Here is a 25,158-nt window from a genome sequence, read left to right on the forward strand (position 1 = left end):
AACAGGCGTGAATTTACAAAATTATTAGAGAACGAGGCCCAAGCAGGGATCATACGACCCTTCATCCGAAATTTTCATACATTTAACGTCAATTGAACTTTCAACTATCCATGAAAAAAATATACATCCTTTTCGTATTTCTTGCTTTCGGTAGTGGCTTTGCCCAGGATCGGGCCACTGCTCCGCCGGTACTCCAACCAGGTATTGCTCAAGAACAGGGCATGTCAGATGAGCGCTTAGCGCGTATTGATTACATGCTTAAAAATGCGGTGGACTCGAACCAAGTGCCCGGTGTAGTCGCCCTCATTACCAGAAACGGAAAAATCATATATCAAAAAGCCTACGGAAAAGCGGACGAAAAAGGCAAACCCCTGAAGACCAACACCATTTTCCGTATCGCTTCCCAAACTAAGGCGATTACGTCTACCGCCGTGATGATGCTTTGGGAAGAAGGAAAATTTCAATTGGACGACCCCATTTCAAAGTACATTCCTGAATTCAAGAATCCGCGTATTTTGGACACGTTCAATACTTCGGATGGCACCTATACCAGTACTCCGGCCGAACATGAAATTACGATCAGACACTTGCTCACGCATACCTCAGGACTCGGATATGGAGTCATCGATGGCGATAAGCGTTTTCAAAGAATATATAAGGACGCTGGAATTACCGATTTATACACTACCGAAAATATTTCCATAGCGGAAAGTGTCAAGAAACTGGCAAAATTACCCCTACACCATGACCCCGGAACGGCATTTGTATACAGCGAAGGATTGGATGTCTTGGGTTATTTCATTGAAATTGTTTCAGGTATGCCCTTCGACGAATTTTTAAGAACACGTATCTTCGACCCGTTGGGCATGAACGACACCTGGTTTTATCTTCCCAAAGAAAAGCACGATCGCCTGGTGAACATTCAACAAAAAACCGATGGAGTTTGGAAAGACTATCCGGTGACTTTCTATGACCCCGACTATCCTAAAAAAGGAGCGAAACGTTTTTTTTCAGGCGGAGCCGGACTTTCAAGTACCGCTGAAGATTATGCAACTTTTCTACAAATGTATTTGAACCAAGGCCACTACAACGGCACTCGAATCTTAAGCAGGACCACCGTACAAAGCATCATGGGCAACCAAACCGGGCAATTATTCGGCGCGGCCGGAAAAGAATATGGTCTCGCCTTTGGCTTGGTAACTACGGATGGTCAAGACTTAGGAGGCCAAGGAAGTAAAGGTACTTTTGATTGGGGCGGATACTTTAACACCCAATACTTTGCCGACCCTAAAGAACAGGTCATTGGCATCTTGATGAAACAAACCCGGGATACACCAGGGGATGAAACCGGTTGGAAATTTCGTCAAATGGTTTTTGCGGCAATAGACGATTAGACCTCTGTTTTCAAAAAGTTAACGCAGTGGAAGACCGATAAATGTCTAGTTTTTTTTATATTCACAGACTGTTTTTACCACAATGACCAAACCACTTCTATATTCATTATTTCTGCTTTTCGGGCTGGCTATTCAAGCCCAACAATTCGAAGTAGTTGACGGTTCAATCGAAAATATTACCGGTATTCAACGATATAACGTGGTTTTTGAATATGCCCCGGACCTGCAGATCTCTAAAAATGATTCGGAACAGGCCTTTTTACAAAAGCAATACGAAAAACGCGAACAGAAAGCATTGGGGTCTGGTGAAAAATTCAAAAAACTCTGGTTTGAAAATAGGGCACGTCTTTACGAACCGACTTTCATTCAAGAATTTAATAGTTTCCGAATAGACGATCATCAAGTGACCGCAGCCAAAAACATTTCAAGTACGGCCTATACCATGAACATCAAAACGATTTCTACTGCTGATGGCTATGATGATTTGTTCTATGTGGAGGAAGGCAAAATCGGTGTTTTGCTATCCATCTACGAAACCAATGCTCCCGAAACCATTCTTTACGCCATACAGACCGAGGTTCGAGGAGATGCCAATGCTGATGAATTTGAACGGATACGCACGGCCTATGGCAATTTAGGAGAAGCGGCATCAAAACATCTTAGCAGAAAGGCCTTGTTGAAGCGGTAGATAAATCGTTCTACCCTACCGTCTCGTTTTCCATATCGGTCAAATGTGCCAATGCCTTCACCAAACGATGATGGTTTTTCACAAACGGATTGCTTTGATCCCACACATAGCCTGCCAACACTGCGCAAATCTGACTCTTTATTTCTTGATTCTGTGTTTTATTAAAGAATATCTTTTGAAGATTTCCGGTATACCATTCTTGCACATAGGTAGAAAACACTGTGACGCCCTCCAATATGTATTGCGTATAGTCAACATCCCAATTCACCGGTTCATTTTGAAGCTCTTTGTGAATAAGTTGGGCGGCCAAATGCGCAGACTCAGTCGCAAATGTTACGCCCGAAGAAAAAACCGGATCCAAAAATTCAGCACTGTTTCCTGTAAGTACGAACCCCTTTCCGTATAGCTTTTTGACCGACTTAGCAATATTTTTGATCATGCGCGGTTCAAACTCGTACGGCAGATCCTTAAAACGATCTACATAATAGGTCGAAAGTTCCATGAGTTTGCGCAGGCGTTCCTCGTTCGAGCCTTCAAAAGACTCCAAATATTCCGTCGGTCCTACATATCCTATACTGGTTACACCGTTTGAAAACGGAATCACCCACAGCCAAGTCGAAGTACTTACAATATCGAATGTAATTCGATGCCCGTCCCATCCTTCAGGGCGTCTAACGTCCTTAACATGGGTAAAAATGGAAGAGTGCTTAGGTATGTCAGAAGGTTTATCCAAATCCAGCAATCTGGGTAAGACCCTACCGAATCCGCTTGAGTCAATGATGTATTGGGCCGAGATTCGGGTGACTTCCCCTTCGGGACTTCGAGCGGTCGTGATCGATCGACCGTCTTCATCAAACTCGACGGCGATGACTTCACTTTCAAAAGCGATGTCTACTCCTCTACCCTCCAGTTCGTCGGTCAGGGCTTTATCAAAATCGGCCCGGGGTACTTGCCATGTCCAATTCCATCCTTCCGTATATTTTTTACTGAAGTCGAATTCACAGACCACATCACCTTGCATGAAACGGGCCCCTTCTTTGATCTCGAAATTCTTTTCCTTCAGACAACTTACAAGGCCCACAGCCTCAAAATGCTCCATACATCGTGGTATAAGACTTTCCCCGATTACAAATCGTGGAAATTTGTTCTTCTCAACCACCTTAATGGAGTATCCCTTATCATGAAGATATGCGGCCGCAACACTTCCGGAAGGTCCCGCACCGATTATAAGAATATCAACAATTTCGTTATTCATCACTTAAATCAAATATTGATCCGCGAATTATTATAAATTTGCAAACCAAATTACCTATTTTAGTTAAAAGTATCACTTATAGCCCACAGAACCAACCGTAGATGCCAGAAATAAAAGGAAAGTTAGGGATATCCGATTTTTACAGTATCATCTTTGAAGAGCAACCGATTTCAGTTGACCCAGCGGTTTACGACAAGGTTCAAGAGAGTTTCGATTTCTTAAAGGAATTTTCTAAAAACAAGATAATTTACGGGGTAAATACGGGTTTCGGCCCAATGGCCCAGTACAAGATCAAAGATGCGGAAACCCTTCAATTACAATATAACCTAATACGAAGTCACGCTTCCGGTACTGGTAATCCAATTCCCCCTAAATATGTGAAAGCAGCTATGCTGGCTCGATTGAACACCCTTAGTCTTGGGCATTCAGGGGTACATAAATCGGTCATCGAGGTAATGACCAAGCTTATCAACAAGAATGTTATCCCGCTTATTTATGAACACGGCGGTGTTGGGGCAAGTGGAGACTTGGTGCAGTTGGCCCATTTGGCATTGGTGCTTATTGGAGAAGGTGAAGTATTCTTGAATGAAGAACGCCGACCGACCAAGGAAGTTTTTGAAGAGCTAGGTATTGAACCTATTGCCGTTGAATTGCGCGAAGGTTTGGCCCTCATCAATGGAACTTCGGTAATGACTGGTATCGGAGTAGTAAATACGATATATACCCGAAGATTACTTGAGTGGATGATTGCCTGCTCGTCGGCCATCAATGAAATTGTCGAGGCCTATGACGACCACTTGTCTTTTGAGCTCAACCTGACCAAAAAACACCAGGGACAACGTGAAATAGCGCGATCTATGCGCAGCCATCTCAGCGACAGTACCTTGACCAGAAAGCGAGAACATCATCTATATAACAATAATAACGATGTAAGCGTTTTCGAGGAGAAGGTACAAGAGTACTACTCCCTGCGTTGTGTGCCACAAATTTTAGGACCTATTCTGGACACCCTGAACGACGTGGAACGTATCATGATAGAGGAAGTCAATTCTGCCAATGACAACCCCATTGTAGACGTCAAAAAGAAGCACGTGTACCACGGTGGCAACTTTCATGGGGACTACGTCTCCCTGGAAATGGACAAACTTAAAATCGTCGTGACAAAAATGAGTATGCTGGCCGAGAGGCAACTGAACTATCTCATGAATTCGAAGCTGAACGATATTCTTCCACCTTTTGTAAATTTAGGTACCTTAGGGTTGAATTTTGGAATGCAGGGCGTGCAGTTTACGGCCACTTCGACCACCGCGGAAAATCAAATGCTTTCCAATCCGATGTATGTCCATAGTATTCCCAATAACAATGACAACCAAGATATTGTCAGCATGGGTACCAACGCGGCTTTGATTACCAAGAAGGTCATTGAGAATACCTTTGAGGTGATGGCCATAGAAATGATTACCATCGTTCAAGCCATTGAATACCTTGAAATGAAAGACAAGGTCTCTTCGAAAACGAGAAAAATGTACGATGCCGTCCGTAAAATAGTTCCCCCGTTCAAAGAGGATCCCGTTATGTATCCTTATGTAAACACAGTAAAGAACTATATTATAAACCATCAAAATAAAAAATCATGAAAAGACTATCAGTTTCACTTTTGATTTTGTTTTTAACCGTTTTTTCAATTTCAGCTCAAGAACTGGCCCTTGTTAGAGAAGGGAAACAGTTCGGGTACATCGACAAAAGCGGTGCTTATGTTATAGAACCACAGTTTTCAAAGGCCAAAAGTTTTTCGGAAGGTAGGGCCGCGGTCCTAGAGGGCAAAAAATGGGGCTTTATCGACACTTCTGGCAAGTGGGCCATTCAGCCGGAATACGACAAGGCAAAATATTTCGATTCGGGCTACGCGCTTGTCTTGAAGGATGATCAATGGCAGTATATCGATACCTCAGGAAAGGTACTGGAAACTCCTACTACCGATAAATATTTCGATTTTCAGGATGGAGTGGCCTTTATTCGTCAAGGAGAGAAAATTGGGCTCATCGGAACGGACGGGAAAGTGCTTCTTGAACCTACTTTTGACGCCATCAAAAAATTCAGAAATGGACACGCCAAGGTAAGACAGGGTGAACAATGGGGCATGATCGATAAGACCGGAAAATTGATCATTCCAGCGGAGTATGAAGAAATAGGAAATAGCTATAATGCCTCGGGGGTTTTCGGAATGAAAGGGGGATCCTTTGGTATTATTCACAATGGCAGTTTTAATATAATCGATGGGGCGGACAAAGTCTGGAATTTCAATGGTACTTCAGGACTGACTTATGCCCGAAAGGGGAAAAAGACGGGCTTTGTGAACTCAAAAGGGGAGTGGGTCATTGAACCTAAATACGACAAAGCAAGAGCATTCTCAAATGGATTGGCCCCGGTTTCAAACGACAAACAATGGGGGTTCATCAACGACAAAGGTGAACTTGTAATTGAAATGCAATACCGTGATGCGGAAGTCTTCGCGGCCAACGGCCTCGCCCCTATCAAAGAAAAACAATGGGGCTTTATCGACACCTCGGGCAAGATGGTTATTCCCGCCGAATACGATATCACCGCCGGACTAGCATTTTTGGCAGGAAATAACCAAAAAGGGTTTGTTGGGGATCTAGCCCGACTGAAGTCTAAAAAAGGCTGGGGGTTCTTTAATGAAAAAGGAGAGCTACTAGGCGACAAATGGTTTGAAAACGCGGAACCCTTTGTAAAGAATTAGAAGTCTACCAGACTCACGTTACATGTCAGAAACAAAAAAAATCAAGAAGTGTGCACTCGTCACCGGTGGCTCTAGGGGCATTGGAAGGGCCGTATGTGTTCAACTGGCCCAAGATCACGACTATCATCTTTTGATCAACTACAATAGCAATGAAGAAGCTGCTGTAGAGACCTTACGACAAGTGAAAGAAGCCGGTGGCTCTGGAGAGATCATCCAATTTAATGTGGTTGATGCCCCAGGTGTAAAAAATGCCCTTAGCCAATGGGAAGACCATAATGAACATGCCATGGTCGAAGTGATCATTAACAATGCGGGCATTACTAAAGATGGTCTGTTTATGTGGATGAAACCCGAAGATTGGTCCGATGTCATCAACACGAGCCTCAATGGGTTTTTCAATGTCACCAATCATTTCATTCAAAAATTGTTGGTGAACAAATACGGTCGTATTGTCAATATGGTTTCCGTATCCGGTTTAAAAGGCACACCTGGCCAAACGAATTATTCTGCGGCCAAAGGTGCTGTCATTGCAGCGACCAAAGCCCTGGCACAAGAAGTAGCCAAAAGAAACGTGACCGTAAATGCCGTGGCCCCGGGGTTCATCAAAACAGACATGACCAGTGCATTGGACGAAAAGGAATTGAAAAGAATGATTCCTGCAAATCGATTTGGGGAAGCGGAAGAAGTCGCACATGTCGTTTCGTTTTTAGTCTCCAGAAAATCATCTTATATTACCGGTGAAACCATTAACATCAATGGTGGTATTTATTCGTAAAGAATAAACGAGGAGCATGAAAAGAGTAGTTATCACAGGTATTGGCATATATTCTTGCATAGGCAAAAACCTAGAAGAAGTAAGAACCTCACTCTACAACGGAACGTCTGGAATTGTCTATGACGAGGAACGGGCGGAGGCAGGTTTTCGTTCCCCATTAACGGGCATGGTCGAAGAACCCGATCTAAAGAAATTACTTTCAAGACGCCAGCGCATGAGTTTGGGGCAAGAAGGCACTTATGCTTATGTCGCCACTTTAGAGGCGCTTAAAAATGCCATGATAGACAGTGATTTCTTCACCGCGAAAGAAGTAGGTATCATTTACGGAAACGATAGTACTGCCAAGGCTGTAATTGAATCCAATGATAAAATTCGGGAAAAGAAAGACACTACCTTGGTAGGCTCAGGTGCCATTTTTAAGGCGATGAACTCTACCATCACTATGAACCTTTCGACCATCTTTAAATTACGGGGAATCAATTTGACCATCAGTGCCGCTTGTGCGAGCGGGTCCCACTCTATAGGAATGGCATATCATCTCATTAAAAGTGGTTTACAAGATTGCATTATTGCAGGGGGTGCCCAAGAGATCAATCATTTGGCGATGGGTAGTTTTGACGGTCTTGGGGTTTTTGCTATGCATACCGATGCTCCTGAAAAAGCTTCCCGTCCTTTCGATGCCGCGCGTAACGGCTTAGTGCCTAGCGGAGGTGGTGCCACATTGGTTCTTGAAAGTTATGAGGCCGCAGTTGAACGAGGGGCTCCGATATTGGCCGAAATCATCGGGTATGGCTTTTCATCCAATGGCGACCATATATCGACACCGAATGTAGAGGGGCCGTCTCGGGCCATGCACCGCGCGTTGGAAGATGCGGGAATCGATGCCGGTTCGGTAGATTATGTCAATGCCCATGCCACCTCGACCCCTGTAGGTGATGCCAATGAAGCGAAGGCAATACACAAGGTATTCGGAAAAACCAACCCTCCCGTAAGTTCTACCAAATCAATGACCGGCCATGAATGCTGGATGGCAGGGGCAAGTGAGGTCATCTACTCGATTTTAATGATGCAACATTCCTTTGTCGCGCCTAATATCAATCTTGAAAATCCCGATGAGGACTCCGAAAAGCTAAACTTGGTCAAGGAAACATTAAATAAAAAAATTGATGTATTTTTGTCGAATTCATTCGGTTTTGGGGGTACCAATTCCGCTCTAATCGTTAAAAAGCCAGCCAACGAAAGTGATGATGACTAAAGAGGTTATTATAGAAAAAGTCGATGATTTTCTTATCGATGAATTCGAAGTCGAAGAAGATGCTATCGCTCCCGGAGCCAATCTTAAGGATACATTGGGTCTTGACAGCCTCGATTTTGTGGATCTAGTGGTGGCTGTCGAGAGTAATTTCGGGGTCAAATTGGTTGGAGAGGATTTTGTTAATGTAATCACTCTCAAAGATTTCTATGACCTCATAGAAAGAAAACTTGGCTAACTCACGATTAAAATCCTAAGATGGCAGCGGAATGGGAAGGAAAATCCAGAGGTACGCTTTTAGGATATAAAATATATATATTCTTCCTCCGAACATTTGGTATTTCAGCGGCTTATTTTTTGCTTCGAATCGTCATTTGCTATTACGTGCTGTTTTCCCCGAAAAGCAATAGGGACACCTATACCTACTTTAGAAAAAGACAAGGGTATTCCAGTTGGAAAAGTATAGTGAACGTTTACAAGAGCTATTTCACATTTGGAAAAACACTGACGGATAAGGTGGCCATTTCAACAGGCTTACGAGATAGATTTACGTATACTCATGACGGTATTGAGCATATTGACCGATTGCTCAAGGAAAATCAGGGTGGAATTTTAATCAGTGGACATGTGGGCAATTTTGAAATTTCCCACTATTTTCTTGAAGACCGCTATTCCATATCCAATATTAGTATGGTGACTACCATGGCCGAACATCAGAACATCCAAGAGTATATGGAAGGTATTTCAGAAGAGGCACATTTGAAGTTCATTGTGGTCAAAGAAGATATGTCGCACATATTTGAAATACATAAAGCCATTGACGAAGGTGGTTTGGTGGTTTTTACCGGTGACAGATATATGCCCGGAAGCAAAACCCTATCGGAAAATTTTATGGGAAAAGAAGCTCAATTTCCTATGGGTCCGTATCTTTTGGCATCACGCCTGAACATGCCCGTGCTCTTTGTATACTTCATGAAAGGCCCCAAGAGGCATTACAATCTTTACGCGCGCACCGCACAGTTCAAAGCACGCGATGCACAAGGGCTATTGAAAGAATATACCCAAAGTATGGAATGGATTTTAAAAAAATATCCATTTCAATGGTTTAATTATTTCGATTTTTGGGACGATAGAAAAGAGGCATGAAAGAAGTTTTAGTCATTTACTACACCCAAAGTGGGCAATTGTTCGATATTCTTGAAAACATTGGCACGACCCTCGGCGAAGGACCGGTCAATATAACGCATCACAAAATTGAACTTGAGAAGCCTTTCCCCTTTCCATGGACCAAAGATCGGTTTTACGATGCTTTTCCTGAATCTTTTCTTCAGGTACCCATTGGAATATATCCTCCCAAAGACGAAATTCTTAGCAAAAAATACGACTTGATTGTATTGGGCTACCAAGTTTGGTTCTTGACACCCTCTCCCCCGATCAACGCATTCCTGAAGTCTGAAGCAGGAAAAAGATTGGTTGAAAATACCCCGGTCGTCACGGTGGTCGCCTGTAGAAATATGTGGATTCAGGCCCAAGAGAAAACGAAGCGATTATTAGCGGACCCCAAGGCCAAATTAGTGGGTCATATCGCGTTGGTCGATCGCCACATCAATCATATCAGTGTACTGACCATTGAACACTGGATGTTCTCAGGAAAAAAGACGCGATTGTGGGGTATTTTTCCGAAGCCCGGTGTTTCCGATTCCGATATCGCCAAAGCATCCAGATTTGGCAAACCCATCCGCGAAGCCCTGCTGAGCGATGATTTTTCAAAGCTTCAAGATGAATTGCTCATGCTTGACGCGGTAAAAATCAACCCATATTTGATTAAGACCGACGAAAGGGGTAACATTGTCTTCTCTAAATGGGCAAATCTATTACGGAAGAAAGGAGAACCCGGCGATTCAGCACGTTTGAAATGGATCGGATTCTTCAAATTTTATTTGAAATTTGCCATATGGGTCATCGCACCGATAGTTTTTATTGTATTTTTGCTGACTTATTTGCCCATGACCCGCAAAAGAAAAAAGGATAAGGAATATTATTCCAATGTGCTTTTAAAGGAGGAATAGTAATGAAGGACGTATATATTACCAGAATATCGAAGTTCATGCCCAATGAACCCGTTTCCAACGACGAAATGGAAGAAAAACTGGGTATTATCAATGGGCAGGTTTCTAAAGCACGTCGAATTGTTCTTCGTAACAATCAAATCAAGAATCGACATTATGCCATAGATAAAAATGGCAATGTGACCCACAATAATGCGCAGTTGACCACTGAAGCCGTTCTCGGATTGTGCGATTCCGATTTCACCAAAAACGACATCGAACTATTGTCATGTGGCACCTCTAGTCCGGATCAGATTTTACCGTCTCACGCAGCCATGGTACACGGCTTTTTGAAAAACGGAAACATCGAGATCAACTCCCCTTCGGGCGCCTGTTGTTCGGGTATGAATGCTTTAAAGTACGGGTATCTTTCCGTTATGACCGGACAAGTCAAAAATGCGGCCTGTGCGGGTTCTGAACGCACCTCATCATGGATGAAATCCGATGTCTTTTCGAACGAGATAGACCATTTAAAAGAATTGGAAACCAGTCCTATTCTGGCGTTCAACAAAGAGTTTTTACGCTGGATGCTCTCAGATGGTGCTGGAGCCGTACTTCTAGAGAGTGAGCCCAATGGAGACCTTCCCCTGAAAATAGAATGGATGGATGGCTATTCGTACGCCCATGAAATGGAAACGTGCATGTATGCTGGGGCCGATAAAGAAGAAAATGGTCACCTGACCCCATGGAGCGAATTTCCATCGGAAGTCTGGGGGAAAAAATCACTCTTCGCCATGAAACAGGACACCCGCCTTCTTGGAGAGAACATTTTGGTCAAAGGAGTGGATAGCCTCAAGCAGACGTATGAAAAGCACGGTATTGGCCCTGAGGACGTAGATTATTACCTGCCTCATATCTCCTCCTATTATTTCAAACAAGGCCTATACGAGGAGATGAAAAAGCAAAACATTGAAATGCCTTGGGAGAAATGGTTTTTAAACCTAGAACATATCGGTAATATCGGTGCCGCTTCCATCTATGTGATGCTCGAGGAATTGGTCTCTTCTGGGCGGTTGAAAAAAGGAGACAGAATTCTATGTCATGTTCCTGAAAGTGCGCGTTTTTCTTATATGTATGCCTATATAACCGTTTGCTAAATGAATCTTCTGGATACTGAAATCACCGACGAATCTTTTTTGTTAGGCCTGATTCCGCAGCGTCCTCCATTCGTCATGATAGACCGGTTGATCCATTATTCCGAGAAGCGGATCATCTCAGGGTTCACTATCCCAAAAGGAAACATTCTAGCCACAGAAAGTCATTTTTCAGCTGCAGGCCTTATCGAAAATATGGCCCAAACGATCGCCCTGCATACCGGATATAAATATTACCTCGCCAATAAACCGGCACCTACAGGATACATCGGGGCCATTAAGAGTGCCGAGGTTTTGGCCATTCCGGAAGTCGACCAAGAACTGACCACTACCATTGAAATCATTCATGATATCATGAACGTAACATTGGTAGAAGCCCAAGTAACATGCCAAGGGCAACTCATCGCGCAAAGCCAAATGAAAACTGCCTTGGCATCCTGACAAATCTAGACTTCATGCGTAAACCGCGCCATAATATTGAAATCGAGAATTTCCTTCCGCATCGACCACCAATGCTGATGAAGTGTAAAACACCCTATCTCGATGGCGAATCGGTAGAAACGCATTTTGAAGTGACCTCAGATAATCTATTTACGAATTCAAAGGGCCAATTTACCGAAGGAGGACTCATCGAACTTTCAGCACAAACCTGTTCGGCGATTACCGGGCAAGATTTCTTTGAGGACGACGATTTGCAAGGTTTGGGCAATAAAGTAGTGGGCTATATCAGCGCCATTAAAAAAGTGGACATCCAAATGTTGCCGAAAATAGGCGACATCCTCATTACCAAAGCTACCTTGATCAACAGATTCGACACAGGAGAAATGAGTATGTGCACCATTACCTCGACCACTTTTAGAAATGATGATTTAATCGTAGATTGTACATTCAATTTCCTAATTCATGAAGTACCACGATGAAAAAAAGTGAAGTACCCCAAGACGAGAGCAAACTGGAGAAAGCCAATATTCGTGAAATGTGCTATGCGGTTGATGAAAACGGGGAATATACCACGGAACTGAGCACTGGATGGGATCCAAAGACCATTGCTCTCGATAATGCCATCAAACAGATCGAAGAGCGTGTCGCCGCGGTAAAACGAAAAGTGGCACAAAACGAGAGCAGTCCTCTAGAGTACTACATGGAACTGAATAAAATGGATTTGCCGATTCTCGCCAGTTACGTCGGTATTTGGAAATGGCGCGTAAAACGTCATTTCAAACCTTCCGTTTTCAAGAAACTATCCCAAAAAACACTGGAGAAATATGCAGCGGTCTTTGATATTTCCGTTGACGAATTGCAAACAATCAAGGAATAAACATGCAGATAGATTTCAAACACAACCAATCGGCCCACTGTGAAAACGGGGTTGTTTCCAACCTCATGAAACACAATGGATTTGAGGTTAGCGAGCCTATGGTTTTCGGTATCGGTTCAGGACTTTTGTTCAGTTACCTTCCTTTTATAAAGGTAGACCATGCGCCCGTGTTTACCTATCGCGTACTTCCTGGACTCATTTTCAATCGTTTTGCGAAACGGGTAGGTGTCAAGGTAAAAAGGGAGAAGTTCAAGAACCCCAAAGTCGCCCAAGAACGATTAGATGAAAATTTAAAAAAAAATAACCCCGTGGGGTTGCAGGTAGGCGTCTACAATCTCATCTATTTTCCCGATGAGTACCGTTTTCATTTCAATGCCCATAATATGGTCGTCTATGGAAAAGATAAGGATACCTACCTCATCAGTGACCCTGTAATGGAGCATACCACCACTCTAACTACCAAACAGTTGGAAAAAGTCAGGTTTGCCAAAGGCGCATTCGCCCCTAAGGGACATATTTACTACCCTGTTGCATTTCCCGAGAAGTTACAATTGGAAAAGGCCATAGTCAAGGGCATCAAACATACCTGTCGCGACATGACCGCGCCTGTGCCGATAGTCGGTGTAAAAGCGATGAAATGGGTAGCGAACAATATTCGTAAATGGCCTAAGAAATTAGGAGCTAAACATACAAACCATTATCTCGGACAAATTGTTCGAATGCAAGAGGAAATCGGTACCGGTGGCGGTGGTTTCCGGTACATTTATGCAGCATTTCTGCAAGAGGCAGGCAAGCTATTGAACAATGATGAGCTTTTGGTGCTTTCAAAGCAAATGACAGAAATCGGAGATCAGTGGCGTGATTTTGCGGTGGACGCCTCTCGAATTTATAAGAACAGAAGTGCTGAAAATGACGGATACAATAAAATCGCCGATCAACTCGATAATATTGCTAAAAGGGAAGAGCTCTTTTTCAAAACCCTGAAGAAGGCTGTTTGACCCTCAGCAAAATAGAACCGCCTGAGCAGGACAACGGACATATGATTCAAATCGAACGACTTTCGAAAAAGTACAAAGGAGCCGACTTTTTTTCGGTATCCGATTTGAATTTAACCATCGCCCGAGGCGAGATTTTTGGCTTATTAGGTCCCAATGGAGCCGGAAAGACCACCTTGATTTCAATGTTGAGTTCATTGCTGAAACCAAGTTCGGGAGCTTTTAGCATCAATGGCCTAAATTATAAAGAGAACCAAAGACAACTCAAACAAACCATTGGTACCGTTCCCCAGGAATACGCCCTATACCCAACCTTGACCGCTGCTGAAAACCTGATGTATTTCGGCAGTATGTACGGTATTCCGAAGTACGAATTGAAAAAAAGCATCCAAGACCATCTCGAGACCTTGGGACTCTCGCAATTCGCGAACAAAAAAATCAACACCTTCTCCGGAGGGATGAAACGCCGTATCAATCTTATTGCCGGAATTCTTCATCAGCCCGAAGTGCTCTTTCTTGATGAGCCCACGGTCGGGGTTGATGTACAATCGCGAAATGCGATTATCGATTACCTCAAGCAAATCAATGCACAAGGCACCACCATTATCTACACTTCGCATCACTTGAACGAAGCTGAGGAATTCTGTACGCGCGTTGCGATCATCGATCAAGGAACGATCGTTTGCGAGGGACAACCAGAAGAATTGATCGCACAGCACACAAATGCACGTCATTTAGAAGATGTCTTTTTAGAGAAAACTGGTAAAGCCCTTCGTGATTATGCGTAAACTTACGGCAAGTGCATATAAGGAGGTAGTACTACTCACCCGCGACTTGGGTGGTTTAGCGGTTTTGTTTCTCATGCCTCTACTTTTGGTCATTACCATCACCTTGATTCAAGATAGCAGCTTCAAGACCATCAAACAAAACAAGATCCCGATTGTTCTTGTCGACAATGACCGTGGTGAAGTTTCACAAACCATCCTTGAAAACCTGAGATCTTCCAAAATGTTCAAGCTTGCGGAAAGCACAGATGAGCAAGAAGTACAGCAACAGGTACAAAACGGCCAGTACCAGCTGGCGATTGTCATTCCAAAAAACCTTTCCAGTGACCTGAATCAAAAAGTTTCAGACAATGTCAATGGCATTTTGGCACAGTTCGGAGCCATTGAAGATTCCATTCCTACGACAATCAAGACAGTCGAATCAAAGGAAGTCAAACTCTATTTTGACCCAGCCACGCAGTTTTCCTTTCGGAACTCCATAAAAAGCGGTATCGATCAAATGGTCTCCAAGATTGAGACCCAATCGATATACAAGGCTTTTCAAGAACAGATCACTGATGATCCCACGGAAAAGATATTCGACACCGAACCCTTCATCACTTTTACGGAAATCGTACCCAATGCGGAGGAAGATGCATTGATTCCGAACTCGACTCAGCACAACATTCCAGCTTGGACCCTTTTTGCCATTTTTTTCATTATCCTGCCCTTATCCATCAATATGGTCAACGAAAAGAACCAAGGTACCTTTGTACGTTTGCGCACGCATCCCGTTTCCTATGCTATTGTATTAGGGGGGAAAGCTCTCGTATTTCTGGTCGTTTCACTTATTCAGTTCACCTTGATGCTCTTGGTCGGCATCTATTTGTTCCCGCTTCTCGGATTGCCACAACTCGATATTTCCGATAGGCTACCCTTATTGTTTCTTGTAGCCTTTTTTGTAGGCTTGGCGGCAGTAGGTTTAGGGCTCCTGGTGGGTACCATCGCCAAAAGCCAAGAACAATCCGCCCCTTTTGGAGCTACCCTTGTGGTTATTTTAGCTGCTATCGGTGGTGTATGGGTACCGGTTTTTGCCATGCCGAAATTCATGCAGACGCTTTCAGGGCTGTCTCCGATGAACTGGGGCTTGAGCGCATTTTATGATGTTTTCCTCAGAAATGTTCCGTTGAAGGAACTTGTTCCTGAGATTACATTGTTACTTTTGTTTTTTGTAGTGACGACTGCCTTGGCCATAGCCTACTACAACAAAAAAAATGCGGTTTAGATGAAAAAAGAAATCAGTTTCACCAGCGATGTACGCGTTCGGTTTACAGAGTGTGATCCCTTGGGCATCGTCTGGCACGGAAACTACATCCAGTATTTTGAAGACGGGCGAGAGGCTTTCGGTCGACATCACGGTATTTCGTATCTCGATCAAAAAACGCATAATTTCAGTACGCCTATCGTAAAATCCTCATGCGAGCATAAATTACCATTACGATATGGTGATGTGGCCAAGATCAAAACCACTTATGTAGATTCGGCTGCTGCGAAAATGGTATTCAAATATGAGATTTTGAATCCTGAAGGTAAGGTGGTCTGTACCGGTGAAACCGTACAGGTTTTTGTAGAACTGTTTGGAGAGCTTTCCTTGGAATTCCCTAAATTCTTTAAGGATTGGAAAATAAAAGTAGGGCTTCTGGATGATGAGCAATAGCTATCTCTCACATAATACTATTGTTTCGGCCTATGGTTTTGATAGTGCAAACGCCATTCATCAAATCAGTAATGAAGTTTCCGGTTTGCAATTGACCGAGGACCCTACCATTTTACCACAGCCATTTTTTTCGTCAAGAGTATCAGGCGAAGCGCTTGAAGAAAAGTACGACTTACTGAATCCTCAAGAAAGACACACTCGACTTGAAAAAATGCTCTTGGTTTCCTTGAGCAAGACTATATCGGCTTCGAATATGGAATTGACTGATCGGGTCGGTCTCCTAATTTCAACTACTAAAGGTAATATCGACGTATTGGAACAAAAGAGTCCGTTTCCTGAAGAAAGGGCCTACCTGAGTGCTTTAGGTGCAACGATACAGCGTCATTTCGGTTTCCAAAATCAGGCCATTGTACTTTCAAATGCTTGTGTTTCCGGGGTTCTGGCCATAGCTGTTGCCAAAAGATATATTTCTGAAGGCCGATTTGACCACGTTTTTGTAGTTGGTGGTGATTTGGTCACACAATTCATTTTATCTGGTTTCAATGCGTTTCAAGCCTTAAGTGATACGCCCTGCCGACCGTATTGCAAGACACGCTCGGGCATCAACATTGGTGAAGTGGCGGCAAGTGTTCTGGTCACTAACGATACATCGAATCTAGTTGCGGAATCGGTAAAGGTTTTGGGCGAGGCTTCTTGTAATGATGCGAATCATATCTCCGGACCTTCACGAACTGGCGAAGGACTATTCAGAAGTGCAACCAATGCTCTGCACCAAGCACATTTGCAGGCCGACGAAATCGATTACATCTCCGCTCACGGTACGGCGACTTTGTTCAACGATGAAATGGAGGCCATCGCCTTTAACCGTGCCGGCCTTCAAGAAACACCTTTGAACAGTCTAAAGGGGTATTTCGGTCATACCTTGGGGGCTTCAGGGCTTTTGGAAACCATCATCGGAATGCATAGCTTGCATCAAAACACCCTTTTTGCTTCTAAGGGTTTTCAAGAACTTGGTGTCTCTCGACCGCTGAATATCATTGAACGTACGACAAAAAAACCGATCAAAACTTTTTTGAAGACCGCTTCGGGTTTTGGAGGGTGTAATACCGCCGCCATTTTTCAAAAAGTTGGAGATTAGACCTAAATAACGACCCATTGTTCTTAAATTCGCATGCTTAAAATTACAGTAAACCAAGGAATTACCGATGTCTAAAAAAACCATGAAAGCTTTTGATGCTTTGCAAGAGGCTCAAAAAATAGCCTTTGCCCCATTTGTTTTTCAGGCGACCGTTTCATTGAGAAATCTAGGCATACTAGATTTTATTTTCGACCATAGTGCCGAAGGTGGTGCGACCATTGCCGAAATTTCAAAAAAACTGAATATCAGCGAATATGGTTTGAGCGTTTTGTTGGAAATAGCGGAATCTTCAACCATTGTTGAAAAGCATGAATCAGGAAAATACGAGCTGACTAAAATTGGCTATTTCCTGAACTATAACCAAATGACGTCGGCAAATATCAATTTCACGCAAGACATTTGCTACCAAGGGCTCTATCATCTGCAAGACGCTATAGAAACAGGAACCCCTTCAGGATTAAAGGAATTGGGAGATTGGCCTACCATCTACGAGGGGCTTTCAAAACTGACACCAAAAGAACAAAAATCATGGTTCGCCTTCGACCATTACTATTCCGATGAGATTTTTGGAGAGGCTCTAGAAACGGTTTTTGAGAAAAAGCCCAAGCTACTTTTCGACATTGGCGGCAATACAGGTAAATTTGCGATTCTATGCTGTTCACATTCCGAAGATATCAATGTCAAGATTTTTGACTTACCGGGCCAATTGAACAAAGCACTGGCACATGCGGAAAAAAACGGATTCGAGAATCGTATAACCGGTCAAGAAATCGATTGGTTATCTGAAAATCCGGTTATCCCAAAAGGGGCGGATACTATTTGGATGAGTCAGTTTTTAGACTGTTTTTCAAAAGAAGAGATTCTCAAAATATTGAAGGTGGCCGTCAACGCGATGGATGCGGATACGGAACTGATCATTATCGAAACCTATACCGACAGGCAACAGTATGGAAGCGCGAAACTGACTTTGGAAGCAACATCGCTATATTTTACGGCATTGGCCAATGGAAATAGCAAGATGTATACTTCTGATGAATTCAAGGATCTGGTCCATTCGGCCGGTTTGAATTTGGTAGCCGATAAGAAGGTAGGGGATTTTCATACGATGTTTGTCTGCAAAAAAAAGCAATAACCCTTTGGATTCCTCATTTCAAATAGAGCGTTTTTGTCATATTCGAAACCATCGGATTTCGGTGAACGGAGAAATGCTATTTGAGACCCCCGAAACGGATTTTGCTGCTTTTATCAAGGCAAGTTACAAGTCCCTTGGACTGAGTTACTCCAAGTTTTTTAAGATGGACAACTTGAGCAAGCTGGCGTTCATTGCTGCGGACATAATGCTCAAAAACGAAACGGAAAAAAAAATAGCCCTGGTATTTTCGAACAAGGGCTCAAGTCTTGATACGGACAGGAAGCACCAAGAATCCATAGAAAATACCGCTGATTTTTATCCGAGTCCTGCTGTATTTGTCTATACCCTTCCGAATATATGCTTGGGGGAAATCAGCATAAAACACGAACTACATTCAGAGAATGCCTTTTTCATCTTTGAAAGCTTCAACCCATCGGAGCTACAGGCATATTGCAGTAGCCTGCTGCGGACCTCGAATTCTGAAAAGGTTTTATGTGGATGGGTAGATTTCGATAAGGGAAAATATGATGCATTTTTGTACGTTGTTGCCAAGAACGGTATTTTTGCACATACATCAGAAGAATTAACACGATTATATCAGACCATATGAGTGATTTGAAACTAGAATTAAAAGAGAAAATCATTGAGCAATTGAATCTTGAAGATGTCGCTGTCGAAGAGATTGCCGATACCGACCCTCTTTTTGGTGAGGGGTTGGGGCTTGACTCAATTGACGCGTTGGAATTAATCGTAATGCTAGACAAAGACTACGGTATCAAGCTAGCCGATCCAAAAGAGGGGAGGAAGATTTTTGAATCCATCGATACTATGGCCGGGTATATTGCCGAGCACAGAAGTCGATAACACCTTTCCTTCGGCTATTTTCTTTCGGCACACCCATTAAAATTTCTACGATAAACCCGTTGGTTTCGTATTTTTACGAACGGAACAAATCCAGTCCTAACGCATTATGAGTAAAGGCATAGCAATCACGGGTATGGGCATCATTTCAGCCATTGGCGGAAATGTACAGGAGAATTACGCTTCGCTTATTAGCGGACAAAGGGGTATTTCGAGCATCACCCAAATAGACACCATTCACAAAGACGAAATCATGGTAGGTGAAGTGAAAGCCACCAACTCGGAATTGGAGGACATGCTCGGCCTATCTAAAAACACCCATTCACGTTCGCCAATGCTTGGTATCATGGCCGCAAAGGAAGCCATAGACCAAGCCGGTATAGTTGACATCAACGATTGTAAAACAGGCCTGATTTCAAGTACTACTGTCGGAGGTATGGATAAATCTGAACAGTACTTCTTTGAATATTTTGAAAGCGATAAGCACCACCAACATATCGATGGCCTACATGCGGGCGATTCCACACAGAAAATCGCCGCTTACCTAGGGTTAGAGGCCAGTTTTATGACTACGATCAGTACTGCTTGTTCTTCGGCGGCCAATGCGATTATGTTAGGGGCACGGATGATCAAGTCAGGGCGTTTGGATCGTGCTATCGTCGGGGGAACAGACGCGCTTTCAAAGTTTACGATCAATGGGTTCAAGACCTTAATGATTCTTTCCGATACCTATAATAGCCCATTTGATAACGATAGAAAAGGACTTAATCTGGGTGAAGCAGGTGCTTTTTTGGTATTGGAATCGGAAGAGATCGTTCAAAAAGAAAATAGAGCTGTACTGGCCTATGTTACGGGATATGGTAACGCCAATGACGCCTTTCACCAAACAGCGTCTTCAGAGAATGGTGATGGGGCCGTTATGGCAATGAAAAAAGCGTTAAAAGTCGCAGGTTTAACACCAGAGGACATAGACTATGTAAATGCACATGGCACGGCAACCCCTAACAATGACCTATCGGAAGGTCGGGCAATGCTACGGTTGTTCGGCGAAGGCAAGGTGCCCGAATTTAGTTCGACCAAGGCGTTCACTGGCCATACCTTGGCAGTCGCAGGAGGCGTTGAGGCCGTGTATTCCATTTTGGCACTCCAGCATAACCGTATCTATCCGAACCTCAATTTTCAAACACCCATGAGCGAATTCGATCTGCTTCCGGAGACCGAATCCAAAGAAAAAGAATTGCGTCATGTGCTTTCCAACTCTTTTGGTTTTGGTGGCAATTGCTCCACTCTAATACTCTCTAAAGAAGCGTGAAAAAATCGGTATACATCAATAGCGTGGGTTCTGTTTCCGCTCAAAAAACTTTTGACAACTCCGAGTTTTTAGAGGAAATCACTGACTATGAGGCTACCGAACTCAAGGTAGTATCACCGAACTATAAAGCATACATCCCACCTGCCGCAGCGCGACGGATGGCGAAGGGTATTAAAATGAGTACGGTAAGTTCACAAACCGCACTCAAAGAAGCTGGCTTAGAGAATATCGATGCGATAATCGTCGGTACCGGTTTGGGTTGCTTGGATGATTCGTCCAAATTTGTAAGTGATATTATCAAGAACGAGGAACAGTTCTTGACTCCCACACGTTTTATTCAATCGTCACATAATACCGTGGCCGGGCAAATCGCTTTGGGCCTGGGATGTAAAGGATACAATTTCACCTATGTCAACTCGGCCGTATCCTTTGAATCAAGTTTGTTGGATGCCCAGTTGCAGCTTGAAAATGATGAAGCCACCCATATTTTGGTTGGTGGTGTAGACGAAATGGTGGAACACCATGTACGCACACATCAATTGATCGATCATTTCAAGAATCAGCCAGTGACCATGAAGACCCTGTTGAGTTCCAAGACCGAGGGGGCGGTCATGTCGGAAGGTTCCCATTTCTTTGTCCTCTCTAATGAGAAACAAGATTCTACATACGCCGAACTATTAGGTCTTGAAATATATAATGAACTGGCACAGGAGCAACTCCCTGACCAAGTCCGATCTTTTTTAAAGTATCACGATCATTCCATTGAAGATATCGATCTTGTGGTTTTGGGAAATAATGGGGATATCAATTTCGACGGATACTACCAGGTTTTAAGTGCTGGGCTTTTTGCGAATACCCCCCAAGCGTATTTCAAACACCTTTCCGGAGAGTTTGATACCGCTTCCGCATTCGCCTTTTGGTTATCCTCGAAAATCATCAAAACAGCATCGGTTCCTGATATCGTTAAACTCAATGCACTGCATTCTTCAGCGAAGACGGTCTTGATCTATAACCAATACAGAGGGAAAAATCACAGCCTTGTGCTGCTCAAAAAATGTTAAGACGTAAACCTGTAAGCGTTCTTGTCCTACTGCTTTTTGGGATACTGTTACTACTCGACAGGTATTCTGAAATACCTAGTTGGACCTTTGCGATCCTTTTTTTGCTCTTTTTAGTGATTACGGTCTGCGGGTCTTTTCTTATCCAGTGGAATTACCATTTGACCTCTTTACATGCCAACAAAGCCACAAAAAATAACGAAATCGCCCTGACCTTTGACGACGGACCCCATCCGGAGTATACACCCCAAACGCTCGAACTATTGAAGAAACATGATGCAAAGGCTACTTTTTTCTGCACTGGAAAAGCGATAGAGCAGCATCCTGAACTTTTCAAAAAGATTTTGGCCGAAGGACATACCGTCGGAAACCATACCTACTCCCATTCCAAATCTTTTGGTTTTTTTGGCACCGAAAAGGTAATCGAAGAACTCCATAAGACGGCGGATGTGGTAAAAAACCTGACCGGAAAACAGCTGAAGTTATATCGACCGGCCTTTGGGGTGACCAACCCAATGATAGAAAAAGCGGTTGCACAATTGAAAGTGCAAAGTATCGGCTGGAATGTACGTTCATTGGATACGACCTCGAGGAATGAAGCTGCAGTTTTAGAACGCATTACGGATAAAGTTTCAAAGGGCGATATCGTTTTACTTCATGACACCAGTCAAAAAACCATTCACGTGTTGGAACGGTTATTGCTATTTTTGGACGATAATGGTTTGAAGTCGGTCACGGTAGACCAACTTCTGAATATTGAAGCCTATGATTCATAGAGAGCAGTACAACACCTTGAAGATAGGCATCAGCCTAATACTTCTCCTTCTTTTTGGGATACATACAGCACTATCTCAAGTACCGATGACCACATCAGAAGCAGATGCGTTGAAAGAGAAGGTCAAGGCCTTATCTCGAACCACCAAAACCATTTCCAGTGACTTTGTACAGTACAAGCATCTTGACTTTTTATCCAACGATATCGAATCCAAAGGAAAATTGGTCTTCAAAACCCCCGATAAGATAAGGTGGGAATATGTGAGCCCCTTTGCCTATGTGGTCATCTTCAAAGATGAGAGCTTATACATCAATGACAACGGGAACAAAAGTTCAATGGATATGGGCTCAAATGCCATTTTCAAGCAATTGAACCAACTCATTACGGCAAGCATCAAAGGCAACTTGTTCGAAGCGTCGGAATTTAAGGCGACTTATCTGAAAATAAAGGAAAAGAGCGAGGTACATTTCGAACCTACCGACCCACAATTTAGAGAGTTCATAAAGTCATTCCAAATCATTTTCAATGACACTGGTGAAGTTCAAGAAGTGAAAATGATCGAGCCCTCTGAAGACTATACCCAAATTGTTTTTGACAATCGTACTACAAACCAAACCATTTCCGATGCGGTTTTTGATCAGTAGCCTTTTATGGGCAACCCTAATTTCTTGTACTTCCTATCCGAAAAAAAAGGGGTTTACACCCACCTCACCGACTGCAGATCATAGCGCTAACCCTTACTTTTCCGATCAGACCAAAGATTACGTATACAAGGCCAATATCAAGGCTTTCAATCGTTCTTTCGGAGGTATTTTTATCGTTAAAAAGGTAGGGGCAAACCATCATCGAATTGTTTTTACCACAGAACTGGGCAATAAAATTTTTGATTTCACATTTAAAGAAGACCTATTCGAAGTAAATCATGTTGCAAAAGAGTTAAATCGAAAGCCGCTACTTAAAATTTTAAAAAATGACTTTAGGGTGTTAGTGACGGAAACTGCCCTCGTGGAAAAATCCTTTACAGGCAACGAAACAATCCTTAATCAAGCGAGGGTCGGGAAGCAAAAACACTTCTATTTCAATAATATAGGAGGATTGCAAAAAATAATTAAGGTCAAAAACGAGAAAGGCAAGGTAGAATTTATATTCTCGGAAATTTCCGATGATTTTGCGAAGCACATTCAGATTTTACACCAAAATCTCGATTTGGACATTACTTTAAAAGCCATCTAAATGAAAAAGTTATTATTCATATCTTGCCTTGTTTGCATCGGGAACTTTGTTTTCTTGCACGGTCAAGTCAGACCGGGAATAAAACTGGGGCTCAACAATTCAAACCTAAGCAACACAAGGTTAGAGAATAAATCTGATTTTTACCTCGGTGGATTAATTGATATTTCCCTTGGTGACTATTATGCCTTGCAGCCCGAAATCATATATTCGCGTCAAGGAGGGAAATCGAATTCAACGGAATTCGGAGATGTCCATATCGACTATATCGCCATAACAGCGGCGAACAAGTTCTTTGTGGGGCCTAAAAAAGGGTTTCATTTCAATGTGGGGCTTGGCTTCGACTTTAATGTCGGTGGTAACTGGACCCCCTTATTCGGTTCGGGGGATGATGAATTTGACATTAGCCCGATTGATATGACTTTTAGTGGGGGAATTGGATATGAATTCGGTTTCGGACTTACCCTTGAAGCCCGTTATAAACAAGGGGCCCTTAGTACGGACTTCTTAGGAAGTCGCGATTTGTTCGAAGAAAACGGCAGCCAATTGAACTCTGTTTATCAGGTAGGGCTGGCTTATATATTTAAAACCAAATAGATGCTTATAGAAGGATTATATACTGTTCAAACTATAGAAAAAAACGAACAGGGTGTGAAGGCCAAAGTCAAAATTCATAAAGAACACGAGGTGTTCAAAGGTCATTTTCCGGATAGCCCGGTGATGCCCGGAGTTTGTATGATTCAAATGATCAAGGAACTCACGGAACAAAATTTGAACCAAAAACTATTCTTGAACAAGGCCTCGAATGTCAAGTTTATGGCCATTATCAATCCTGAGGTCAATGCGCTTATTGATCTGGCTTTGACCATCTCTGAGGAGGATGGAATCATAAAAGTCAAGAATGTAACCTCGTATGATGACACTGTGGCACTAAAGTTGAACGCTACTTTCAAAAAACAGCATTAGATGCGTCTTGTACTTCTTTTTGTAATATTACTTCCCTTAGGACTAGCTTGTCAGGAGTTAAAAGTACTCCGGCTGGAATATCCGACCGCCACTATTGACATGCATACCGCAGAAGCCTTGTCAAAATCGCTCTCCGAAGTTTCGGAAGAAGATGATGCGACTCTTATTGCCTATAAAGGAGCACTTTTGACGTTAAAGGCAAAATTTACCAGAGCCATAAGGGATAAGAAAAAGTACTTTAAAGAAGGCGCTACCCTTCTGGAACACGCCATATCCAAAGCCCCGGAAAGCATCGAAATCAGATGCCTTCGCATGGGCGTTCAGGAAAACGCACCAAAACTCTTGAGGTACAAGGGCGATCTTGACGAAGACAAACAATTTATCCTGAATCGATATCCCTTGCTCAAAGATGAGGGCATCAAAGCCTTCATACAAGGATACGTCTCACATTCCAAGCAGTTCAGCACCGCGGAAAAGCAATTGTTTTAGATATCGAGTTCATTATCTTTGCGATGCAATGAGCCTGAAAATCAACTAAGGCATTGAAGAAAATCACCAGTGGCAG

At 43.1% G+C, this 25,158-nt stretch carries 30 protein-coding genes; 29 read left to right on the plus strand and 1 reads right to left on the minus strand.

Features of this window, described 5'->3' with window-relative positions:
• The first annotated feature begins 110 nt into the window (after window positions 1-110).
• A complete protein-coding gene (locus tag ACKWCA_RS02670) occupies window positions 111-1,394 on the plus strand; it encodes a serine hydrolase domain-containing protein (RefSeq protein ID WP_413976591.1) in 1,284 nt (427 codons plus the stop codon).
• Window positions 1,395-1,476: 82 nt separating this feature from the next.
• Window positions 1,477-2,082: a hypothetical protein gene (locus ACKWCA_RS02675; protein WP_413976592.1), complete on the plus strand. Its 606-nt coding sequence runs from the start codon at window positions 1,477-1,479 to the stop codon at window positions 2,080-2,082.
• A gap of 10 nt (window positions 2,083-2,092) precedes the next feature.
• Here ACKWCA_RS02675 and ACKWCA_RS02680 read toward each other — a convergent pair whose 3' ends face one another.
• The gene (locus ACKWCA_RS02680; RefSeq protein ID WP_413976593.1) at window positions 2,093-3,337 is read right to left on the minus strand and encodes an NAD(P)/FAD-dependent oxidoreductase; all 1,245 of its coding nucleotides are present in this window, start codon (window positions 3,335-3,337) and stop codon (window positions 2,093-2,095) included.
• A 101-nt stretch (window positions 3,338-3,438) separates the two neighbouring features.
• On the opposite strand from ACKWCA_RS02680, the gene flxA reads away from it, so the two are divergent.
• The 27 genes from flxA to ACKWCA_RS02815 all read left to right on the plus strand — a co-directional run bounded on the left by flxA (window position 3,439) and on the right by ACKWCA_RS02815 (window position 25,082).
• Entirely contained in the window at window positions 3,439-4,974 is a 1,536-nt protein-coding gene (gene flxA, locus ACKWCA_RS02685; protein WP_413976594.1) for a flexirubin biosynthesis tyrosine ammonia-lyase FlxA, read from the plus strand.
• Window positions 4,971-6,098 (plus strand): WG repeat-containing protein, encoded by a 1,128-nt coding sequence (locus ACKWCA_RS02690; RefSeq protein WP_413976595.1) that lies wholly within the window; start codon window positions 4,971-4,973, stop codon window positions 6,096-6,098. Before flxA ends, ACKWCA_RS02690 begins: the two co-directional genes overlap by 4 nt.
• Window positions 6,099-6,120: 22 nt before the next feature.
• Window positions 6,121-6,873, plus strand: coding sequence for a flexirubin biosynthesis SDR family reductase FlxB (flxB, locus tag ACKWCA_RS02695; protein ID WP_413976596.1), 753 nt, complete (start codon window positions 6,121-6,123; stop codon window positions 6,871-6,873).
• Window positions 6,874-6,889: 16 nt separating this feature from the next.
• A complete protein-coding gene (locus ACKWCA_RS02700) occupies window positions 6,890-8,128 on the plus strand; it encodes a beta-ketoacyl-[acyl-carrier-protein] synthase family protein (protein ID WP_413976597.1) in 1,239 nt (412 codons plus the stop codon).
• Complete coding sequence (locus tag ACKWCA_RS02705) at window positions 8,121-8,363, plus strand: acyl carrier protein (protein ID WP_413977111.1); 243 nt, start codon at window positions 8,121-8,123, stop codon at window positions 8,361-8,363. The genes ACKWCA_RS02700 and ACKWCA_RS02705 overlap by 8 nt, the downstream gene beginning before the upstream one ends.
• A 20-nt stretch (window positions 8,364-8,383) precedes the next feature.
• A complete protein-coding gene (locus tag ACKWCA_RS02710; protein ID WP_413976598.1) occupies window positions 8,384-9,271 on the plus strand; it encodes an LpxL/LpxP family acyltransferase in 888 nt (295 codons plus the stop codon).
• The gene (locus ACKWCA_RS02715) at window positions 9,268-10,194 is read left to right on the plus strand and encodes a dialkylrecorsinol condensing enzyme DarA (RefSeq protein WP_413976599.1); all 927 of its coding nucleotides are present in this window, start codon (window positions 9,268-9,270) and stop codon (window positions 10,192-10,194) included. Before ACKWCA_RS02710 ends, ACKWCA_RS02715 begins: the two co-directional genes overlap by 4 nt.
• A gap of 2 nt (window positions 10,195-10,196) precedes the next feature.
• Window positions 10,197-11,330 (plus strand): dialkylresorcinol biosynthesis protein DarB, encoded by a 1,134-nt coding sequence (gene darB / locus ACKWCA_RS02720; RefSeq protein ID WP_413976600.1) that lies wholly within the window; start codon window positions 10,197-10,199, stop codon window positions 11,328-11,330.
• Window positions 11,331-11,768, plus strand: a complete 438-nt coding sequence (locus ACKWCA_RS02725) for a hypothetical protein (protein WP_413976601.1) — start codon at window positions 11,331-11,333, stop codon at window positions 11,766-11,768.
• A 14-nt stretch (window positions 11,769-11,782) separates the two neighbouring features.
• A complete protein-coding gene (locus ACKWCA_RS02730; protein ID WP_413976602.1) occupies window positions 11,783-12,247 on the plus strand; it encodes an ABC transporter permease in 465 nt (154 codons plus the stop codon).
• Complete coding sequence (gene DarG / locus ACKWCA_RS02735) at window positions 12,244-12,645, plus strand: flexirubin biosynthesis protein DarG (RefSeq protein WP_413976603.1); 402 nt, start codon at window positions 12,244-12,246, stop codon at window positions 12,643-12,645. The genes ACKWCA_RS02730 and DarG overlap by 4 nt, the downstream gene beginning before the upstream one ends.
• A gap of 2 nt (window positions 12,646-12,647) precedes the next feature.
• The gene (gene darH / locus ACKWCA_RS02740; protein ID WP_413976604.1) at window positions 12,648-13,643 is read left to right on the plus strand and encodes a BtrH-related acyltransferase DarH; all 996 of its coding nucleotides are present in this window, start codon (window positions 12,648-12,650) and stop codon (window positions 13,641-13,643) included.
• Window positions 13,644-13,684: 41 nt separating this feature from the next.
• Window positions 13,685-14,428, plus strand: a complete 744-nt coding sequence (locus tag ACKWCA_RS02745; protein WP_413977112.1) for an ABC transporter ATP-binding protein — start codon at window positions 13,685-13,687, stop codon at window positions 14,426-14,428.
• Complete coding sequence (locus ACKWCA_RS02750) at window positions 14,421-15,689, plus strand: ABC transporter permease (protein ID WP_413976605.1); 1,269 nt, start codon at window positions 14,421-14,423, stop codon at window positions 15,687-15,689. The genes ACKWCA_RS02745 and ACKWCA_RS02750 overlap by 8 nt, the downstream gene beginning before the upstream one ends.
• The gene (locus ACKWCA_RS02755; protein WP_413976606.1) at window positions 15,690-16,121 is read left to right on the plus strand and encodes an acyl-CoA thioesterase; all 432 of its coding nucleotides are present in this window, start codon (window positions 15,690-15,692) and stop codon (window positions 16,119-16,121) included.
• Window positions 16,108-17,259 carry a beta-ketoacyl-[acyl-carrier-protein] synthase family protein gene (locus ACKWCA_RS02760; RefSeq protein WP_413976607.1) on the plus strand — a complete coding sequence of 384 codons (1,152 nt, stop codon included), beginning with the start codon at window positions 16,108-16,110 and terminating at the stop codon, window positions 17,257-17,259. Before ACKWCA_RS02755 ends, ACKWCA_RS02760 begins: the two co-directional genes overlap by 14 nt.
• Before the next feature lie 67 nt (window positions 17,260-17,326).
• On the plus strand, window positions 17,327-18,391 hold the full coding sequence (locus tag ACKWCA_RS02765) for a methyltransferase (RefSeq protein WP_413976608.1): 1,065 nt from the start codon (window positions 17,327-17,329) through the stop codon (window positions 18,389-18,391).
• Between the two features lie 4 nt (window positions 18,392-18,395).
• Window positions 18,396-19,001, plus strand: a complete 606-nt coding sequence (locus ACKWCA_RS02770; RefSeq protein WP_413976609.1) for a 3-oxoacyl-ACP synthase — start codon at window positions 18,396-18,398, stop codon at window positions 18,999-19,001.
• Window positions 18,998-19,255: a phosphopantetheine-binding protein gene (locus ACKWCA_RS02775; protein WP_413976610.1), complete on the plus strand. Its 258-nt coding sequence runs from the start codon at window positions 18,998-19,000 to the stop codon at window positions 19,253-19,255. Before ACKWCA_RS02770 ends, ACKWCA_RS02775 begins: the two co-directional genes overlap by 4 nt.
• 106 nt (window positions 19,256-19,361) lie before the next feature.
• Entirely contained in the window at window positions 19,362-20,564 is a 1,203-nt protein-coding gene (locus ACKWCA_RS02780; protein WP_413976611.1) for a beta-ketoacyl-[acyl-carrier-protein] synthase family protein, read from the plus strand.
• Window positions 20,561-21,625 (plus strand): beta-ketoacyl synthase N-terminal-like domain-containing protein, encoded by a 1,065-nt coding sequence (locus ACKWCA_RS02785; RefSeq protein WP_413976612.1) that lies wholly within the window; start codon window positions 20,561-20,563, stop codon window positions 21,623-21,625. The genes ACKWCA_RS02780 and ACKWCA_RS02785 overlap by 4 nt, the downstream gene beginning before the upstream one ends.
• A complete protein-coding gene (locus tag ACKWCA_RS02790) occupies window positions 21,619-22,398 on the plus strand; it encodes a polysaccharide deacetylase family protein (protein WP_413976613.1) in 780 nt (259 codons plus the stop codon). Before ACKWCA_RS02785 ends, ACKWCA_RS02790 begins: the two co-directional genes overlap by 7 nt.
• Window positions 22,388-23,041: a flexirubin biosynthesis/transport protein LolA2 gene (gene lolA2 / locus ACKWCA_RS02795; protein ID WP_413976614.1), complete on the plus strand. Its 654-nt coding sequence runs from the start codon at window positions 22,388-22,390 to the stop codon at window positions 23,039-23,041. The genes ACKWCA_RS02790 and lolA2 overlap by 11 nt, the downstream gene beginning before the upstream one ends.
• Window positions 23,022-23,630, plus strand: a complete 609-nt coding sequence (gene lolB2 / locus ACKWCA_RS02800; protein WP_413976615.1) for a flexirubin biosynthesis protein LolB2 — start codon at window positions 23,022-23,024, stop codon at window positions 23,628-23,630. The genes lolA2 and lolB2 overlap by 20 nt, the downstream gene beginning before the upstream one ends.
• Window positions 23,631-24,224, plus strand: coding sequence for a porin family protein (locus ACKWCA_RS02805; RefSeq protein WP_413976616.1), 594 nt, complete (start codon window positions 23,631-23,633; stop codon window positions 24,222-24,224).
• A complete protein-coding gene (locus ACKWCA_RS02810) occupies window positions 24,225-24,593 on the plus strand; it encodes a hotdog family protein (RefSeq protein ID WP_413976617.1) in 369 nt (122 codons plus the stop codon).
• Entirely contained in the window at window positions 24,594-25,082 is a 489-nt protein-coding gene (locus ACKWCA_RS02815; protein WP_413976618.1) for a hypothetical protein, read from the plus strand. It abuts the gene before it with no gap.
• Window positions 25,083-25,158 lie beyond the last annotated feature (76 nt).

This window comes from Maribacter corallii (assembly GCF_047345415.1).
Classification (GTDB): domain Bacteria; phylum Bacteroidota; class Bacteroidia; order Flavobacteriales; family Flavobacteriaceae; genus Maribacter_C.